Raw genomic sequence first — 19214 nt, forward strand, 5'->3', positions numbered from 1 at the left:
CTTGCCGGGCACAAAGGGCGCTGCATGAAGCTGAGCGATTTTGACTATGACCTGCCCGAGGCGCTGATCGCCACGCGCCCCGCCCGCCCTCGCAGCGCGGCCCGTCTGCTGGTGGCGCAAGGCGATGACCTGACCGATGCCCACGTCCATGATTTGCCGGACTGGCTGCGCGCTGGCGACCGTCTGGTGCTGAACGATACGCGCGTGATCCCTGCGCGCCTGAACGGGGTCCGCCGCCGCGATGGCGCCCAAGGGCTGACCGAGGCCCGTATCGAGGCAGTGCTGTTATCCCCGCGCCCCGGCGGCACATGGACCGCGATGATCAAGCCGCTAAAGAAGTTGCGCGAGGGCGAGGTCGTCATTTTCTCGGACGATCTAAGCGCGACCTTGATCGCCAAGGAGGATGGGCAGGGCGTGCTGGAATTCAACCTGACAGGCGATGATTTCGACGCAGCACTGGCCAAGGCGGGGGCTATGCCGTTGCCGCCCTACATCGCCGCGCGCCGCGCCGCCGATGCCAGCGACGTCGCTGACTACCAGACTGTCTGGGCACGCCATTCGGGCGCTGTCGCCGCGCCCACTGCATCGCTGCATTTCGATGATGCGCTGCTTGCGGCGCTGCGCGCGCGCGGCGTCGAATTTACCCACGTCACCCTGCATGTTGGCGCGGGCACGTTTCTGCCCGTCAAGGTCGAGGACGTGTTGACCCACAAAATGCACGCGGAATGGGGCGAGGTAACGCCGGAGGCAGCCAGACAGATCGCCGCGACCAAGGCGGCAGGTGGGCGCGTGATCCCTGTCGGCACCACCGCGCTACGCCTTATTGAAAGTGCGGCGCGTGCCACCGGCGCGATTGCGCCGTGGGAGGGCGAGACGGATATATTCATCTATCCCGGCTTCGATTTTCGGGTGACCGACGCGCTTATGACTAACTTTCACCTGCCCAAATCGACGTTGATGATGTTGGTCTCGGCCCTGATGGGCCAGCGCGAGGTCAGGCGCATCTACGCCCATGCGGTTCGCCATGAATATAGGTTTTTTTCCTATGGCGACGCATCCCTGTTGCTCCCGGCTTAAATCGCTGCCAAGGGCGTGTCGAAGCCTGCGCGGCACGAGTCGCGAACCGGCCAGACACGCGGCACAGATCCGAGGCATCATGGCCCGTCGGGACGCCATGGAGAAATACGATGTTCAAGGTTTTGTCAGGCGCGTGGGCGCTTCTCTTTGGTATGATGCTGCTTCAGGTTGGCAACGGCATGCAAGGCACGCTGCTGGGCATCCGGGGCGAGATCGAGGGATTTTCGACCTTCGCGATGTCGCTCATCATGTCGGGCTATTTTGTCGGCTTCCTCTTCGGCTCGCGCATGGCACCCGAGATGATCCGCCGCGTCGGGCACGTGCGGGTCTATGCGGCGCTTGGATCGTTCATATCGTCGATCATGTTGCTATATCCTACATGGACAGACCCATGGGCATGGGGCGTGGCCCGTATCCTGATCGGTTTTTGCTTCTCGGCGGTCTACGTGACAGCGGAGTCTTGGTTGAACAACTCGGCCAGCAATGAGAACCGTGGCAAGGCGCTGTCGCTGTATATGATCGTGCAGATGATCGGTATCGTATCGGCCCAAGGGTTGATGATTGTGGCCGATCCGGGCGGTTTCGTCCTCTTTATCATCCCGTCGGTCCTGATCTCGATCTCGTTCGCGCCTGTCCTTTTGTCGGTCAGCCCGACGCCCGCGTTCGACGCAATTAAGCCTATGACGCTGAAGCAGATCTACTATGCCTCGCCTTTGGGCTGCGTCGGCATGTTCCTGCTGGGCGGGGTATTTTCGGCGCAGTTTGGCATGGGCGCGGTTTATGGCGGTAAGGCTGGGCTAAGTGTTGGCCAGATCTCGGCCTTCGTGTCGTCGTTTTATATCGGGGCGATGATCATTCAGTATCCGCTGGGCTGGCTGTCGGACGTGATGGACCGGCGCCTGCTTATCCTGATCGCCAGCGCGGGCGTGTCGGTCGGCGCTGTGGCCGCAATCTTGTTCGGCGGCTACTTTCCCACACTGCTGATGGCGGCATTCATCGTCGGCGGGCTGTCAAACCCGCTCTATTCGCTGCTGATTGCTTATACGAACGACTTTCTGGCGCATGAGGATATGCCCGCGGCAGCCAGCGGGCTTGTGTTTATCAACGGGCTTGGTGCCGTCGCCGGGCCGCTGACCACCGCCTGGATGATGTCGGTGATGGGGCCGAGCGGCTTTTTCCTTTATATCGCGATACTGGGCGCGGCCACGTCGGCCTATGCCGCCTATCGCATGACGCAGCGCCGCACCAGGGTGGTCGACCCGGTCGAAAACTACACGACAGTCATGCCGTCATCGTCGCCGATGGCCGTGACATTTGCGCAGGTATACGATGTCGACGTAGCACAAGAGGAAGAGGCCGAAGACGCCGCCCGCTTGGGCGCCGCATGACGCGCAGCAGCTACATCATTGGCGTGAGCGAAATGTCGCATTTGAAGCAATACTTTACTATTCATTAGCGCCGACATGGCGCAACATGAAATCAAGGCAGACAGGCACATGAGGAGCGAACCCGTGACTGCACCAGAGGAAGTACTGAAGTTCTGGCTGGATGATGTGGGCGAGAAGGGCTGGTATGCGCCTACCAAAGCGCTCGACGCCGAAATCCGGGACAAATTCGAGGATGCATGGCGCAAAGCGCGTGAAGGCACGTTTGGCCTGTGGCTGACGTATCCGGCAGGAACGCTGGCATATATCATCTTGATGGACCAGATGCCGCGCAACATGTTCCGAGGAAACGGCGCGTCCTTTGCCACTGACCGCCATGCTGTCGCCGCCGCAAAGGCGGCGATCGGGCGCAAGTGGGACATGGCAATCGACGAGCCTGCGCGCCAGTTCTTTTATCTGCCATTGATGCACTCAGAGAACCTGTGCGATCAGGAGCGCTGTATTCGTCTGATCTGTGACCGGATGCCCGAAACCGGGACTGGCCAGTTGCTTCATGCGCGGGCGCACCGCGAGGTGATCCGCCAGTTTGGGCGCTTCCCCTATCGCAACGATGCGCTGGGCCGCAAATCGACATCGCAGGAAGTGGCGTATCTGAACGCTGGCGCCTATGGCCACACGTTGCGCCAACTTCAGCACAAGGACGCCGCCTGACCTACAGGCCGCCTGTGAAGCCGCGCCGCGCCCCGTAACGGGCGCGGCGTTTTGCATCCGTGTGATACGTTGTGCATGTTCGCAGGTTGGTTTAGCATTGAACTATAATTAGCCTTTCGGAGATGCACATGGCCCCCAAATCCTTTGACATGATCGTGATCGGCGCAGGCCCCGGTGGCTATGTCGCCGCCATTCGCGGCGCGCAGTTGGGTCTGAGCGTCGCAATTGTTGAACGCGAGCATATGGGCGGCATATGCCTCAATTGGGGCTGCATCCCAACCAAGGCGATGCTGCGAAGCTCGGAGGTGTTCCACTTGATGCACCGCGCCAAGGAGTTTGGCCTGAAGGTCGAAAAGGTCGATTACGATCTGGACGCCGTGATCAAACGCTCGCGCGGGGTGGCCAAGCAGTTGTCTGACGGCATCAGTCATCTGATGAAGAAGAACAAGATCAACGTGTTCCGCGGCGAAGCTCATCTACCTGCTAAGGGTAAGGTCGCTGTCAAGATGGACAAGGGTGATGACGAGGAACTGACTTCCAAGCATATCATCCTCGCCACCGGCGCCCGCGCCCGCGAGTTGCCCGGCCTTGAGGCTGATGGCGATCTGGTGTGGACGTACAAACACGCGCTGGTCCCCCCCCGTATGCCGAAAAATCTGCTGATTATCGGATCGGGCGCAATCGGTATGGAATTTGCCAGCTTTTACAATACACTGGGCGCCAAAACGACCGTGGTCGAAGTGATGGATCGCATCCTGCCGGTCGAGGATGCCGAAATCTCAAAATTCGCGAAAAAGCAGTTTGAGAAGCAGGGGATGACTATCCTGCAAAAAACCGCTGTCAAACAGCTGGATCGCGGCAAGGGCACGGTGACGGCTCACATTGAGGCGAATGGCAAGGTTGAGAAGCAGGACTTTGACACTGTCATTTCCGCTGTGGGTATCGTCGGCAATGTCGAAAACCTCGGGCTGGAGGAGTTGGGAGTCAAGATTGACCGCACGCATGTTCTGACCGACGAATATTGCCGCACTGAGGTCGAGGGCCTTTATGCCATCGGCGACATCGCGGGCGCTCCGTGGCTCGCGCACAAGGCCAGCCACGAAGGAAGCATGGTCGCCGAACTGATCGCAGGCAAGCATCCCCATCCGGTCAAGGCGACCAGCATCGCTGGCTGCACCTACTCCAACCCCCAAATCGCATCCGTCGGCTACACCGAGGCAAAGGCGAAGGAACTGGGATATGACATCAAGGTCGGCCGTTTCCCCTTTATCGGCAATGGCAAGGCCATCGCGCTGGGCGAGGCAGAAGGCATGGTGAAAACCGTCTTTGACGCCAAAACCGGTGAGTTGCTCGGCGCACACATGATTGGCGCCGAAGTGACAGAACTGATTCAGGGTTACGTCGTTGGCCGCCAGTTGGAGACGACCGAAGAGGACCTGATTAACACCGTCTTCCCCCATCCTACCTTGAGCGAAATGATGCACGAAAGCGTTTTGGACGCCTACGACCGCGTCATCCACATGTAGGGCAGGCGGGCCGCGTGCCGTCTCTCAACCGGATCGTGATGCAGCGCACTTCGCGCGAGTGGCTTGAGGCGCTGCCATTAGCCACCATGGATGCGGCCGAAATTTCAGGAAAGAACGGGCGGCGATACGATTTTCAAAGCTACGAACGTTTTCGCTATCCCCAGCATGACATCTGTGAGGGTCCATATGTGGATGCGGATGGGCTGGTTCGCAAATTCGATATCATCCTGGCCAACCAAGTGTGGGAGCATTTGGATTCGCCTTATACTGCCACGCGCAATGTGTTGCGGATGCTGCGTATGGGCGGATACTTCTGGGTGGCCGTGCCGTTTTTCGTGCGCTACCACGCCTCGCCCCACGATTGCAGCCGCTGGTCGGCACGCGGCCTGACCAATCTGCTGGTCGAGGCGGGGTTTGATCCGGCGCACATCCGGGCCGAGCAATGGGGCAATCGCAGTGCTGCTGCCCGCAATCTAGAGGCAAAATGGCCGCCAGATTATGACCCGAAGACAGATGATCTGGCCAATGATCCCGACTATCCGATCTGCGCGTGGGCCCTTGCCCAAAAGGTCTGACGCACTGCATTTGCAGCGTTCATTATTTGTTCGCCATAATGGGTTGGAAGGACGCCACGCATACACTATCTGTTAAGATTGAACTTGCGGGGGCATCATGGCTGAGCTGAAGAATATCGAAGTGCGCGGCGCGCGCGAGCATAACCTTAAAAACATTGACGTGGATATTCCGCGCGACCAACTGGTGGTTATCACTGGCCTGTCAGGGTCGGGTAAATCCAGCCTCGCCTTTGACACGATCTATGCCGAGGGCCAGCGCCGTTATGTCGAATCGCTGTCGGCGTATGCGCGCCAATTCCTTGATATGATGCAGAAACCTGACGTCGATCATATCAGTGGGCTGTCACCCGCAATCAGCATTGAGCAAAAGACCACTAGTAAGAACCCGCGCTCGACCGTTGGCACAGTGACGGAAATTTATGACTATCTGCGCCTGCTATTCGCCCGCGCTGGCACGCCCTATTCGCCCACCACCGGTAAGCCGATCGAGGCGCAGCAGGTGCAGGATATGGTCGACCGTATCATGGGTTTGGATGAGGGCACGCGCGCCTACCTGCTGGCCCCCATCGTGCGCGACCGCAAGGGCGAATACCGCAAAGAGTTTATTGAGCTGCGCAAGAACGGCTTTCAACGGGTCAAAGTGAATGGTGAGTTCTACGACCTGGATGAGCCGCCAACACTGGACAAGAAATTTCGCCACGATATCGACGTTGTGGTTGACCGTCTTGTGGTCAAGGAGGGGCTGGAGACGCGGCTTGCGGACAGCTTGCGCACCGCGCTGGACCTCGCTGATGGTATCGCCGTGCTGGAGATCGCAGAGCAACCGGGTTCAGAGGGCGAAGAAGAGCCGGGCACGCCCGAGCGCATGACGTTCTCCGAGAAATTTGCCTGCCCGGTTAGTGGCTTCACCATCCCCGAAATTGAGCCGCGGCTCTTTTCTTTCAACGCGCCGTTCGGGGCCTGCCCGGTCTGCGATGGTCTGGGCGTCGAGCTTTTCTTTGACGAACGGCTGGTAGTACCAGACCAGAACCTAAAGATTTATGACGGCGCGCTGGCCCCGTGGCGCAAGGGCAAGAGCCCTTATTTCCTGCAAACGATTGAGGCAATCGCCAACCACTACGAGTTCGATCAAAAGACCAAGTGGAAGGATCTGCCTGCCAAGGTGCAGCAGGTTTTCCTACGTGGATCGGGTGATGAGGAAATAGCGTTTCGCTATGACGAGGGCGGCCGCGTCTATAACGTGTCCCGCGTTTTTGAGGGTGTCATCCCCAACATGGAGCGCCGCTATCGCGAGACCGACAGCGCGTGGGTGCGCGAGGAATTCGAGCGATATCAGAACAATCGCTCCTGCGGGGCTTGCGAGGGATTCCGCCTGCGCGAGGAGGCATTGGCGGTCAAAATCGCGGGGCTGCATGTGGGACAGGTCGTGCAGATGTCGATCCGCGAGGCGCTGGCGTGGGTGACGGAAGTGCCCGAAAAGTTGAGCAAGCAAAAGAACGAAATCGCTCGCGCGATCCTCAAGGAAATCCGCGAGCGGCTGGGGTTCCTGAATAACGTTGGCCTCGAATACCTGACGCTTAGCCGCAACGCGGGAACGTTGTCGGGCGGGGAGTCGCAGCGTATCCGTCTGGCCAGCCAGATTGGCAGCGGCCTGACCGGGGTTCTCTATGTACTGGACGAGCCGTCCATCGGCCTGCACCAGCGCGATAATGACCGCCTGCTGCAAACGCTGAAAAACCTGCGTGATCAGGGCAACACGGTGATCGTCGTCGAGCATGACGAAGAGGCGATCCGCGAGGCCGACTACGTCTTTGACATAGGCCCGGGTGCGGGCGTGCATGGCGGGCAGGTGGTCAGCCACGGCATCCCGTCGGTAGTAGCCGCCGACCCAAACTCGATCACGGGGCAATATCTGTCGGGCGTGCGCGAGATCTCTGTTCCGGCCAAGCGGCGAAATGGTAATGGCAAGAAGCTGAAGGTCGTCAAGGCGACCGGCAACAACTTGAAAAACGTCACTGCCGAATTCCCCTTGGGCAGGTTCGTGTGCGTTTCGGGCGTGTCGGGCGGGGGCAAATCGACGCTGACCATCGAAACGCTCTTCAAAACTGCCTCAATGCAACTAAATGGCGCGCGTCAGACGCCAGCCCCCTGCGAGACGATCAAAGGGCTAGAGCATCTTGACAAGGTCATCGACATCGACCAGCGCCCCATTGGGCGAACGCCGCGGTCCAATCCGGCGACATATACGGGTGCATTCACACCGATCCGCGACTGGTTTGCCAATCTGCCCGAGTCAAAGGCGCGAGGGTATAAGCCGGGGCGGTTCAGCTTTAACGTCAAAGGCGGGCGCTGCGAAGCGTGTCAGGGCGATGGCGTCATCAAGATCGAGATGCATTTTCTGCCCGATGTTTATGTCACATGCGAGACGTGCCAAGGCGCGCGTTATAACCGCGAAACGCTGGAAATTCGCTTTAAAGGCAAGAGTATAGCCGACGTTCTTGATATGACGGTTGAAGATGCGCAAACGTTCTTTACTGCTGTTCCCAGCATCCGTGAAAAAATGGATGCGCTGGTGCGTGTCGGCCTTGGCTATATAAAGGTCGGCCAGCAGGCGACGACGCTATCGGGCGGCGAGGCGCAGCGTGTCAAGCTGTCCAAGGAACTGGCCAAGCGCAGTACCGGACGGACGTTGTATATCTTGGACGAGCCGACAACAGGACTGCACTTTGAGGACGTCAAGAAACTGCTAGAGGTGCTGCACGAGCTCGTAGACAGCGGAAATACTGTGATCGTGATTGAACATAACCTCGACGTTATCAAAACTGCGGACTGGATCATCGACATTGGGCCAGAGGGTGGTGATGGCGGCGGCGAGGTTGTGGCTGTCGGCACGCCCGAGCAGGTGGCGGCCGAGCCGCGTAGTCATACGGGTCATTACCTTGGGCCGATGTTGCAGCCTCGTAAGGTCGCGGCGGAGTAAGAGGCGCGCGCGGTCAGGCCGAGAGGTCTGCCTGCGCGCGACCGTCGTCGAACCATGCCATCGCGGTCGCCAGATCGGCGGGTTTACCTAGGAAGTAGCCTTGCGCAAGTGGCACGCCCAGTTCGTGCAATGTGGTCAACTCGCCTTCGGTTTCGATTCCTTCGGCCACGATCGCTGCGCCAATCTCGACCGCAAAGCGCACCAGCGCGGCGCCCAACGATCTGCGCACAACATCCTCGTCGATGCGGCTGGTCAGCGAGATGTCCAGCTTTATGATGTCGGGATGTAGTCGCACGATATGTTGCAGGCCCGAATAGCCTGCGCCTGCATCGTCCACAGCCAGCCGGACACCACGAAAACGCAGTACATCCAGTTGCGACAGGAGGCCATCGTAGTCGGCGACCATCGAGTGCTCTGTCACTTCCAGGACGATGCGCTCGGCTGGCCATGGTGAGAACGTAGCTGACAGCCTTCCGGACGCGACAGTACCCGGCGAGGCATTTACCGCGACATAGACGCTGGGCGGCAGGTGGTCGAGCGCGCGCAGCGCCTGTTCGATCACGCAGATCTCTAGATCTATTTGCAGGCCTACCGTGTCCGCATCGTCGAACCACAGGTTCGGGGGGCGGTAGGGCTGCCCGCGAAAGCGGCACAATGCCTCAAAACCTTTGGGGCGTCGCGCGGCGGCGTCCATTATGGGCTGGTACACCACGTCAAAATCGCGCGAGGTCAGGAGCGTGTTGATGACGCCAAACGTGCTGTCATGGGCAATGCGCTCAGCCATCTTGCTGTTTACCTGTTCGGCTGAAACGCCGGCGAAGGCGCGCATCACCTCCAGGTCACGGGGCGTCAGGTCACGCTTGGCTGTGCGGCTGAGGCAGCAAAACATGCCATATGCGCTGCCGTCGGGGCGGCGGATCGGCACGCTGACATGGCTTTTGATCGGAATTGCCGCTGTTAGTGCAATCTGGGCGCATAGCGGTTCGTCGTCGGTGTCGGGGATCAGTTCGGGCAGGCGCCCGGCCAGAATATGGCTGCAATAGACCTGATCTAGCGGCATAGTGCCGCCGACAAAGGCCAATTCCTCAAACCCCGGCGCACTGACCGCGCGAAAGACCAGATTGTCGCCGACGAATTCGGATAGATAAGCCACCTCCATCCCCAGATGAGTGCGCACAAATTCCAGCGCAGAGTTCACCGTCTCGTCCCCGCCGGAGGATGCGAGGCCCGTAATAGCTGGGAGTGTAAGGGGGACGTCTATGTCTTTGTGAGGCATTGCGGAACCTTTGCAAAAGCTGTTCTGCCTGCAGCCTATGCCGATCGACATTATGAACGGCTTACTGATTGCCTCTCACAGATCCAGATAACGCAGAGAATTTTAGGAAAATGCAGAACGGCACACGTATTGCGCTACTTGGACGCCGCCTCGGGCATCTTTTTGGGCTTTGCCTCGCGCACGCTGCTATCGCCCAGAAAATGCCCCACCGACTTGAGGCCGTCAATTTCGTCGCAGACAATCTTGGCTACGATTAGTACCGGCACGGCCACGACCATGCCAACGACCGACCAAATATAGGCAAAGAAGGCGACAATCAGGAAGAGGATCGGCGTGTTTAGCTGCATACGGCGGGCGATCATGACCGGCGTGACCAACTGCCCCTCAATCGAGGTGAGGGCCATATAAGTCGCGAAAACGCCGATCGCCTCCCACCCTGTCGGCAACGATACGAACGCAACCAGCGCCGCGATGCTGGCGCCCGCGATGGCCCCCAGAAACGGCACGAAGTTTAGGGCGAATGCCATGACACCGATGGCGATGGCGTTCGGCACACCCCAAAAATACATGGCCGCACCGATAGATACGCCCAGCAGCGCATTGATGATCGCGATACCGCCCAGATAACGGCTCAGGCGGTCCTCAATGGTCCTGATGATTTCGACGGCGCGGCGCTTGTCCTTCAATTTGGGCAGGCTTTCGACCGTGCGCAGGGCGAAAAAGTCACCTGAGCCGATGAGGAAAAAGGTCAAAAAGATCGCGAAGATTACTTGGCCTAACACCTTGGGCGCCATCGTCATGATCGTCATCGACGTCGATGAGTTAGAGACAACTGCGACCTCCATTGCGGGCTCGGCGCTGGCGTTTGACACTGCGTCGTCTATGGCCTTGGCCGCCTCATTAACCTTGGAAATCGTTCCGTTGCTGTCACCTAATTTGCCCTGCATTTCCTGCAAAAGTCTGGGCATATCGTCGATCAGGGTTGCCACGGGTTCCGCAAACCACGCGATGGCGATGCCTACCCCGACAAACAGAATGGAGGTAAACAGCGTCGCGATTAGCATGTTCGGAAGGCCCCACCGCGCCAGCGTGCGCCGGGGGCGGCTAAAGACAAAGTATGAGAGTATCGCCGCAGTCACGGGAATCAAGAAATTCGCAGCCAATATTAACGCCGCAACCAGCACAATTAAAAATAGGCCGACCAGCGGCACATAAATACGTTTTTGTGCCTGCACGTCCTTAAATCCCCCAAGAGCGTAATGCGCTCATGGTGCCTAACACATCATTGGCCCAATAAGTTCCGGCTATCGCGCAAATCGAGAGGTCTAACGCTCAATAAGCGAGTTAGCTGCGACTGCGGGCTGCCAGCCTCGGCAGCATCGCGCTGAAATCGCGGCCCCTGCCGTCCTCCTCCTCAACGAATTGCGCATAGAGCGCGCGCGCGGCAGTGCCGAGCGGCGTGTCTGCGTTAACCGCTTCGGCGGCCTGCTGGGCGAGGGCCAAGTCCTTGAGCATCAACTCGGCGGCAAAGCCGGGCGTATAGTCGTTGTCAGCAGGTGATTTCGGGCCGACGCCCGGCGCGGGACAATAGGCATTCATCGACCAGCTATAGCCCGACGACGTGCTGACCACATCGAACATCGCCTGTCTGTCCAGCCCCAGCTTGTCGGCCAGCGCGAAGGCCTCGCAGGTGACGATCATTGTCGTGCCAAGGATCATGTTGTTGCAGATCTTGGCGGCCTGGCCATTGCCGGACGGGCCGCAATGAACAGCCTTTTGCCCCATAATCTCAAAGAGGGGGCTGGCGGTGGCAAATCCTGCCTCATCGCCGCCGACCATGAAGGTAAGCGTGCCGCCTGCTGCGCCGCCAGTGCCGCCCGATACGGGCGCGTCTAGCGCCGACAGGCCCGCGTCTTGGGCCTGCGCCGCTACGTCGCGGGCGCTGGTCACATCGACGGTCGAGCAATCCAGAAAGACGGCACCCTTGGCCATGACAGGGATGATCTGTGCCGCAACGCTGCGTAGAATATCGCCATTTGGCAGCATGGTGATGACAACATCGACCCCTCTGGCTGCATCCTCGGCGCTGGCGGCAGAAGTGACGCCCTCTGCGGTAACGCCTGCGGGGTCAAAGCCTGCTACGTCATGTCCAGCGGCTGCCAGATTGGCAGCCATTGGCCCGCCCATATTGCCTAGTCCGATGAATCCGATTTGCATGACATACCCTCTCGCGCGTGTGATTTCAGCCCAGAGTATCGTCATCCGGCGGGCAGGTTCAATGGCAGCCTACGGCCAATCCTGCGGGAATTGCGCCGGGGGGGGGTACTTGTCTGTCCGGCGCTCTAGAGGTCGGCGTGGAATTCGTCGATGAGATGCGCGACGACTGCGCGCAGTGCGGCGTCGCTGTCCCCCTCCTTGTCCAGCGCTTTGCGATAGACGCGCCTCTGGCGGTCGGCGCTGGTGCCGTTTGCGGCTATCTCGCGCGCGCGCGATACCTCGGCGGCAGAGCCGAAATGAACTGCATCCTCGGCAATCAGCTCCAGCATCTCGCCGGCCAACGCGTCGAACGGGATAATATCTCCTTGGCCGAAATCAATCAGCCCTTCGCGCACGCCATAGCGTTGCGCGCGCCAGCGGTTCTCGGAAATCAGGAACGTCTCGTAGATGCGCCACCGCTGGTTTTTGACCGACAACCGCCACAGCATCCGCGACAGGGCCTGCGTAAGAGCCGCCAGTGTCAGCGCGTCCTCCATCCGGGGCTGCACGTCACAGATGCGCGATTCTATGGTGGGGTATTTCGACGATGGGCGTAGATCCCACCAGATTTTTGAGGCGTCCTCGATCACGCCCAAATCGGTCAGCGCGCTGACCGCGCGTTCGTATTCACCAAAGCTGGACATGCGTGGCGGCAGCCCGGTGCGCGGCAGGTTGTCGAACACGGTCAGGCGGTAGCTGTCCAGCCCGGTATCATAGCCCTGCCAGAACGGCGAAGAGCAGCTGAGCGCCAACAGATGCGGCAGGAAATAGCTGAGCTGGTTCATGATATCGATCCGCCGGTCGGGCGCACCGACGGCGACATGGACATGCATCCCGCAGATCAGCATCCGCCGCACGACGCCCGCCAGATCGGCGGACAGGTCGTTGTAGCGATCCTTGTCGCGGTGTTTTTGCTCGCGCCAGTTTGAAAACGGATGACAAGACGCCGCGATGGGCGCGAGTCCGAATTTGCCCGCCTCGCGCGCAACGCATGTGCGTAAGTGGCGCAGATCGTCGCGGGCCTCGGAAATGGTCCTGCAAACCTTGGTCCCGATTTCTATCTGGCAATTCAGGAACTCGGGGCTGACCTGATCCTGCAATTTGGTGCGGCAGGCATCCATCAGCGCTTCGGGCGCCTCGGTCAGCGCCATCGTCTCGGTATCAACGAGGAGGTATTCCTCTTCGATGCCGATGGTAAAGTCGGGCTGCGGCTCTGCCATGGTGCGCCTCCTGTTCGGGACATACAGCAAAGCGCAGGTGGCCCGCGATGCCAAGAAAAATCTAGTTTTCTTAGCCATAGCGTTCGAAGGCTATCGGTAGTGCGAACGCCCGGCGCGATAGGCCCCGGGCGTTCTGATACTTCGGTGTCAGTCAGCCAGTTTAAAGTGGAACTCGCCGCCTTCTTTGATGCCCGAGGGCCAGCGCGACGTCACGGTCTTGGTCTTGGTATAGAACTTGAACGCGTCGGGGCCGTACTGGTTAAGATCGCCAAAGGCCGATTTCTTCCACCCGCCAAAGGTGTAATGCGCCAGCGGCACTGGGATGGGAAAGTTGATCCCGACCATACCGACGTTCACACGGCTTGCGAAATCGCGCGCAGCGTCGCCGTCGCGGGTAAAGATCGCGGTGCCGTTGCCCATTTCATGATCGGACGCCAGCTTTAGCGCCTCCTCGTAGCTGCCTGCGCGGATCGTCGTCAGGACGGGGCCAAAGATCTCTTGCTGGTAGATATCCATGTCAGGCGTGACTTTATCGAATAAGTGAGGGCCCACAAAGAAGCCGTCCTCGTAGCCTTGCATGTTGAAGTTGCGGCCATCGACAACCAGCTCGGCGCCTTGGTCAACACCGGACTGGATCAGGCCCAAGATACGCTCCTTGGCGGCCGCCGTCACAACGGGGCCGTAGTCCATTTCGGTGTCTGAATTGTAGGGGCCCACCTTCAGCGCCTCGATGCGCGGAACCAGCTTTTCGATCAGGCGGTCTGCCGTCTCGTCGCCCACCGGAACAGCGACCGAGATCGCCATGCAGCGTTCGCCCGCCGCACCAAAGCCCGCGCCAATGAGGGCATCGGCCGCCTGATCCATGTCCGCGTCGGGCATGATGATCATATGGTTCTTGGCACCCCCAAAGCACTGCGCCCGCTTGCCGTTGGTGCAGGCGCGGCCATAGATGTACTGCGCAATTGGGGTTGAGCCGACAAAGCCGATGGCCTTGACCATATCGTTGTCGATGATCGCGTCGACCGATACCTTGTCGCCGTTTACCACTTGGCAGATGCCGTCGGGCAGGCCTGCTTCGGTCCACAGCTCGGCCAGCAGCAGCGGGCAAGAGGGATCGCGCTCGGACGGCTTGATGATGACGGCGTTGCCTGCTGCAATCGCCGGGCCCATTTTCCACATCGGGATCATTGCTGGAAAGTTGAAGGGCGTGATGCCCGCAACCACACCCAGCGCTTGGCGCATCGAATAAATGTCGATGCCGGTGCTGGCATTGCCAGAGTATTCGCCCTTCAGGAAATGTGGCGCGCCGATGCAGAACTCAATCACTTCCATGCCGCGCTGCACGTCTCCCTTGGCATCGGGGATCGTCTTGCCATGCTCGCGGCTGATCGCCTCGGCCAGCTTGTCCATGTCGCGGTTAATCAGACGGACGTATTCCATCATCACGCGAGCGCGCTTCTGCGGATTGACCGCGCCCCATTCTTCTTGCGCCTTGGCGGCGTCAGCGACGGCCTGGTCCAGCTCTTCGACGGATGCCAGCGGGCATTTTGCCTGCACTTCGCCGGTGGCGGGGTTGAACACGTCCGAAAAACGGCCCGATGTGCCTTTGACGTGCTTGCCGTTGATGTAGTGCGTGAGTTCGGTGGTCATGGTGTCCTCCAATTTCAGTTGCCGCAGCATAGCCTTGCAAAATTGAGGCGAACAGAGGCAATCTCTCAAAGACTAGTTTGCGTTTTTGCAAAGGGGGCGTTGATGCAGCCGCAATGGGATGATTTGAAAGTATTTCTGGCCGTCGCACGGCATGAAAGCCTGTCGGCAGCGGGCCGCGTTCTGAAAATTGACCCCGCAACCGTGGGGCGCCGCATCGCGCGGCTGGAGGAGGCGCTGAAGGCACCGCTATTCGCAAAATCCCCCCAAGGCTACGCGCTGACGAACGAGGGCCAGCGCCTGATGAGCCACGCGGCCCGCGCCGAGCAGGAGATGACCGCGGCGTTTGAGGATCTAACGGGGCAGGGCGCGCAGCTAAGTGGGCAGATTCGGCTAGGATCGCCCGATGGATCGGCTAACTTCGTACTGCCACAGGTCTGTGCGCAGATCGTCAAGCAAAACCCCGATCTGGAGGTGCAGATCGTCGCCCTGCCGCGTGTTTTCAACCTGTCGAGGCGCGAGGCGGATATGGCGATTGCCGTCAGCGCGCCATCGGCGGGGCGCCTTAGCGTGCAAAAGGTGACGGACTATAAACTCAGCCTTGTTGCCTCGCGTGCCTATCTGGACAATGCGCCGCCCATTACCTGTGTTGATGATCTGCGCGATCATCGCATCGTCGGCTATATTCAGGACATGATATTCGACAAGGAGCTGGACTATATGGCCGAGGCCGGGCTGCCGCCTGCCCAGTTGGCCAGTAATTCGATTTCGGTTCAGTTCAATTGGATACGGCAGGCGGCAGGCATTGGCATAATGCACGATTTTTCAATCCCGTTCGGGCGGGGCATCGTCCGCGTCCTGCCCGAACAGATCTGCCTCACACGCAGCTTTTACCTGATTCGTCATGCGGGCGATCGCCGCCTTGATCGGCTTAGCCGTTTCGCTGATGAATTGGCGGCGGGAATGCGCCGCGAGGTAGCACGTCTGGAGGCACGCAACTGACGCGTGCTTGACAGATGCCGTGCCTTGTTTACGCTGGGTAATTATTTAGTGGTAACAGGAGGCGCAGATCATGCTGGTTGCACAGATACTAAAGGCAAAAGGCGACGCGGTGTTTACCGCCGCGCCGGGTACGCTGGTGTCGGAAGCGGCAGCAACGCTTGCGGAAAAACGCATCGGCGTGCTGGTTATCATTTCAGGGGACGCGCGCGTCGAAGGTATCTTGTCAGAGCGCGACATCGTTCGCTCGCTGGGACAACGGGGCGCGGCGTGTTTGGCCGACACCGTGGACGCCATGATGACGCGCGACCCGGTTTGTGCCGCGCTGTCCGACACCGGCGAGCAGTTGCTGACGCAGATGACCGAAGGGCGTTTCCGCCACATGCCGGTAGTCAAGGACGGCAAGTTAATCGGCATCGTCACGCAAGGCGACGTGGTCAAGGCCCGGTTGGAGGAGTTGGCGATGGAGAACGAGTCAATGCAGGGCATGATTATGGGGCGCTGACGCCTGCGCGAGTGGAGCGAAAGGCCAGATAGAGGCGCAAAACGCCAAGGGTTGCGGGCAGGCGCGCGCGCCTAGATGCACTCTTGTCTTTTGCTATGCCAACGTGATGATTGGCGAAAATCAAAAACGGGTGACACCTCATGCGCATCGGACTTTATCCCGGTACATTCGATCCGATCACGCTAGGCCATATCGACATCATCAGGCGCGCCAGCACGCTGGTGGACCGTCTGGTCGTGGGGGTCGCGATCAACCGTGACAAAGGCCCGCTGTTTTCGCTGGAAGAGCGTGTTGCGATGATTGAGGCCGAAACCGCGCGGCTGAACTTGCCGGATGGCACCGAGATTGTCGTACACCCATTTGAAAATCTGCTAATCAACTGCGCCCGCGACGTGAACGCCCAAGTTATCGTGCGCGGCCTGCGCGCGGTGGCAGATTTTGAATATGAGTTTCAAATGGTTGGCATGAATCGCGCCATGGACGCTTCGATCGAGACAGTGTTTCTGATGGCCGATACCGGGCATCAGGCGATTGCGTCAAAGCTGGTCAAGGAGATCGCGCGTCTGGATGGCGATGTATCCACCTTCGTCACGCGGGACGTAAACGAGGCATTGATCGCTAAATTTCGCTGACGCCTAGCGCCAGAAGGCCAGCCACTCGATCAGATCGCCAAACTTGGCGCCAAGAAAAATCAGGCCGTCCATGCCCTGAAACCAGTAATCTGCAAACAGCGCCGCAGCGATCAGCAGAAACAGCCAAACGGCGATAGCGTTGGTCATCTGCGCGCCCTTCTGCCTGATAATTAGCCGAATGACATGCGGCCCGCGCGTCTTATGACAGACGGGGGCCGCATTTGGCAATAAGGCCCGGCTATTCAGCCCAGACGCCCCATCACGGCTGCGACGTCCGCCATGCGGCATGAAAACGCCCACTCGTTATCGTACCATGCCAGAACGCGCACCAGCGTACCGCCGACAACCTTGGTCTGGTCAGGGGCAAAGATGCTGCTCTCTTCGGTATGATTGAAGTCGATGCTGACCTTGGGTGCGGGATCATATGCCAGGATGCCATTCATCGGCCCTGCTGCGGCCTCGGCCACGATGGCATTCACGTCCGCCTCGGTCACAGACTTTGACGCGACGAATGTCAGATCCACCGCCGACACATTCGGCGTCGGCACGCGGATGGCCGACCCGTCGAGGCGGCCCTTGAGCGCGGGCAATACTTCGGACAGGGCCTTGGCCGCACCTGTCGAGGTGGGGATCATCGACATGGCAGCAGCGCGCGCGCGATAGAGATCCTTGTGCCGGCGGTCCAGCGTGGGCTGATCGCCTGTGTAGGAATGGATCGTAGTCATAATGCCGCTCTCGATGCCGATGCCCTCGTGCAACACCTTGGCCAACGGCGCGAGGCAGTTGGTCGTGCAGGAGCCATTGGAAATCATGCGCTCTCCCGCCAGCAATTCGCCGTCATTGACGCCCATGACTACGGTGCGGTCGACGTTCTTGCCGGGGGCCGATAGCAGCACTTTGCCGGCGCCGCGCGCCAGATGGGCCTTGGCCTTATCGCCGTCATTGAATTGGCCAGTGCATTCCAGCACGACATCGCAGCCGTCCCAGTCCAACTCTTCCATATCATAGGTCGAGAACATCTGTATCGCGCCGCGACCCAGATCCATCGTGCCATCGCCGGTGGTCACCGTACCCGGAAAGCGGCCGTGAACGCTGTCAAAGCGGACCAGATGCGCTGCCGTTTCAAGCGGGCCGGTGGCATTGAGTTTGACCACCTTGATATCCTCGCGGCCCGACTCGCTGATATGGGCGAGGGTGGCACGGCCGATGCGGCCAAATCCGTTGATGCCGACTGTGATGGTCATGGTCTGAGCTCCAAGCGTTTGGTAGGTGTTGGGCGCGATATAAGGCGCAGGCGGCTGTGCCGAAAGGTCAAAACGGTGTTAAGCTTGCCTGTTAGCGCTATTTTTGGGGTGCGGCCTTGCGCGGCCAGCGTGGCCCGCTACCTTTCCCGGATCAAGTACGGAGCAATATTATGAGCGGACTGCTGGCGCTACTCGACGACGTGGCAGCCATCGCCAAGGTCGCGGCGGCATCTATTGACGACGTCGCGGCGCAAGCGACCAAGGCCGGAGCCAAGGCGGCGGGTGCGGTGATCGACGACGCCGCTGTGACGCCAAAATACGTCCACGGCTTTGACGCAGACCGCGAATTGCCGATCATCTGGCGCATTGCGCGCGGATCGCTGATCAACAAGCTGGTGTTTTTGTTGCCGGCCGGACTCGCGCTCAGCGCATTCGCACCGGGCGCGATCACCCCGCTGCTGATGCTAGGGGGCTGCTATTTATGCTTTGAGGGCGCCGAAAAGGTGGCAGGAGTGCTGGGGCTCGGGCACCACAAGGAGGAGGCGGCTGAGGCGATTCCGGACGACCCCGCTCATCTAGAGGAGCAGAAGGTCTCGGGCGCGATCAAGACGGACTTTATTCTTTCCGCCGAGATCATGACTATCGCACTTGCCGCTATCCCGGCTAGCGGCTTCTGGATGGAGGCTGCAACGCTGGCCACCGTCGCGGTCCTGATCACGGCATCAGTCTACGGCGCGGTCGCCCTAATTGTGAAAGCTGATGATCTGGGCCTGCTAATGGCCGACAAGGGGCGCCTGCGGGCGACGCGCGTTTTTGGTCGCGGGCTTGTTTCCGCGATGCCCAAGGTGCTGGCTCTGTTATTGATAATTGGCACTGCGGCGATGCTGTGGGTGGGCGGGAACATCATTCTGCATGGTCTCGCTAGTTTGGGATTTGCATGGCCCTACAACGAGATACATCACATAGCTGAATTAATCACTGGCGGATTGGATCAAGCCCGGGGGGCAGCCAAATGGGCTCTGGTTGCTGCGATGGACGGTATTTTCGGACTGGCGCTGGGGCTGATCCTTATCCCTATCGGGGCGCGTGTGATCACACCGATCTGGCAGCGGTTGAGGCGGCTGAACCCGGTAGCATGACACCCATTGGTCTGGCCGGAAAAGGGAAGGCTGAACTTGTAG

The 19214-nt window shown here is 59.7% G+C and carries 17 protein-coding genes; 10 read left to right on the plus strand and 7 right to left on the minus strand.

The genetic code is table 11. The annotated features are described in order from the left end of the window. Positions 1-24: 24 nt before the first annotated feature. From queA to uvrA, 6 genes are all read left to right on the plus strand, one after another. Entirely contained in the window at positions 25-1077 is a 1053-nt protein-coding gene (gene queA, locus MK6180000_RS05000) for a tRNA preQ1(34) S-adenosylmethionine ribosyltransferase-isomerase QueA (protein WP_138933736.1), read from the plus strand. A gap of 110 nt (positions 1078-1187) precedes the next feature. Further along, complete coding sequence (locus MK6180000_RS05005) at positions 1188-2465, plus strand: MFS transporter (RefSeq protein ID WP_138933737.1); 1278 nt, start codon at positions 1188-1190, stop codon at positions 2463-2465. 123 nt (positions 2466-2588) lie between these two features. Then, positions 2589-3173 (plus strand): DUF924 family protein, encoded by a 585-nt coding sequence (locus MK6180000_RS05010; protein WP_138936348.1) that lies wholly within the window; start codon positions 2589-2591, stop codon positions 3171-3173. A gap of 128 nt (positions 3174-3301) precedes the next feature. Next, complete coding sequence (gene lpdA, locus MK6180000_RS05015; protein ID WP_138933738.1) at positions 3302-4699, plus strand: dihydrolipoyl dehydrogenase; 1398 nt, start codon at positions 3302-3304, stop codon at positions 4697-4699. 14 nt (positions 4700-4713) lie between these two features. Next, positions 4714-5274 carry a methyltransferase domain-containing protein gene (locus MK6180000_RS05020; RefSeq protein WP_246040436.1) on the plus strand — a complete coding sequence of 187 codons (561 nt, stop codon included), beginning with the start codon at positions 4714-4716 and terminating at the stop codon, positions 5272-5274. Between the two features lie 97 nt (positions 5275-5371). Then, a complete protein-coding gene (uvrA, locus tag MK6180000_RS05025) occupies positions 5372-8254 on the plus strand; it encodes an excinuclease ABC subunit UvrA (RefSeq protein WP_138933739.1) in 2883 nt (960 codons plus the stop codon). A 13-nt stretch (positions 8255-8267) separates the two neighbouring features. Here uvrA and MK6180000_RS05030 read toward each other — a convergent pair whose 3' ends face one another. From MK6180000_RS05030 to MK6180000_RS05050, 5 genes are all read right to left on the minus strand, one after another. Then, positions 8268-9530 (minus strand): sensor domain-containing phosphodiesterase, encoded by a 1263-nt coding sequence (locus MK6180000_RS05030; protein ID WP_138933740.1) that lies wholly within the window; start codon positions 9528-9530, stop codon positions 8268-8270. A gap of 134 nt (positions 9531-9664) precedes the next feature. Next, positions 9665-10765, minus strand: coding sequence for an AI-2E family transporter (locus MK6180000_RS05035; RefSeq protein ID WP_138933741.1), 1101 nt, complete (start codon positions 10763-10765; stop codon positions 9665-9667). A gap of 109 nt (positions 10766-10874) precedes the next feature. Next, complete coding sequence (gene mmsB / locus MK6180000_RS05040; RefSeq protein ID WP_138933742.1) at positions 10875-11747, minus strand: 3-hydroxyisobutyrate dehydrogenase; 873 nt, start codon at positions 11745-11747, stop codon at positions 10875-10877. Between the two features lie 125 nt (positions 11748-11872). Beyond that, the gene (locus tag MK6180000_RS05045) at positions 11873-13006 is read right to left on the minus strand and encodes a carboxylate-amine ligase (protein ID WP_138933743.1); all 1134 of its coding nucleotides are present in this window, start codon (positions 13004-13006) and stop codon (positions 11873-11875) included. A 147-nt stretch (positions 13007-13153) separates the two neighbouring features. Next, positions 13154-14656, minus strand: coding sequence for a CoA-acylating methylmalonate-semialdehyde dehydrogenase (locus MK6180000_RS05050; protein ID WP_138933744.1), 1503 nt, complete (start codon positions 14654-14656; stop codon positions 13154-13156). Between the two features lie 102 nt (positions 14657-14758). On the opposite strand from MK6180000_RS05050, the gene MK6180000_RS05055 reads away from it, so the two are divergent. From MK6180000_RS05055 to coaD, 3 genes are all read left to right on the plus strand, one after another. Then, on the plus strand, positions 14759-15655 hold the full coding sequence (locus MK6180000_RS05055) for a LysR family transcriptional regulator (RefSeq protein ID WP_138933745.1): 897 nt from the start codon (positions 14759-14761) through the stop codon (positions 15653-15655). Positions 15656-15725: 70 nt separating this feature from the next. After that, on the plus strand, positions 15726-16157 hold the full coding sequence (locus MK6180000_RS05060) for a CBS domain-containing protein (RefSeq protein WP_138933746.1): 432 nt from the start codon (positions 15726-15728) through the stop codon (positions 16155-16157). A 140-nt stretch (positions 16158-16297) separates the two neighbouring features. Next, positions 16298-16789 carry a pantetheine-phosphate adenylyltransferase gene (gene coaD / locus MK6180000_RS05065; RefSeq protein WP_138933747.1) on the plus strand — a complete coding sequence of 164 codons (492 nt, stop codon included), beginning with the start codon at positions 16298-16300 and terminating at the stop codon, positions 16787-16789. Positions 16790-16792: 3 nt separating this feature from the next. On the opposite strand, the gene MK6180000_RS20255 is transcribed toward coaD, so the two are convergent. Both MK6180000_RS20255 and gap read right to left on the minus strand, forming a co-directional pair. Further along, entirely contained in the window at positions 16793-16936 is a 144-nt protein-coding gene (locus tag MK6180000_RS20255; protein WP_171054551.1) for a hypothetical protein, read from the minus strand. Between the two features lie 95 nt (positions 16937-17031). Further along, on the minus strand, positions 17032-18033 hold the full coding sequence (gap, locus tag MK6180000_RS05070) for a type I glyceraldehyde-3-phosphate dehydrogenase (RefSeq protein WP_138933748.1): 1002 nt from the start codon (positions 18031-18033) through the stop codon (positions 17032-17034). Positions 18034-18203: 170 nt separating this feature from the next. Here gap and MK6180000_RS05075 point away from each other — a divergent pair, with 170 nt between their 5' ends. Next, positions 18204-19172 (plus strand): DUF808 domain-containing protein, encoded by a 969-nt coding sequence (locus MK6180000_RS05075; RefSeq protein ID WP_138933749.1) that lies wholly within the window; start codon positions 18204-18206, stop codon positions 19170-19172. Positions 19173-19214: the final 42 nt, after the last annotated feature.

The organism is Roseovarius arcticus, from assembly GCF_006125015.1.
In the GTDB taxonomy this organism is placed as follows: Bacteria; Pseudomonadota; Alphaproteobacteria; order Rhodobacterales; family Rhodobacteraceae; genus Roseovarius; species Roseovarius arcticus.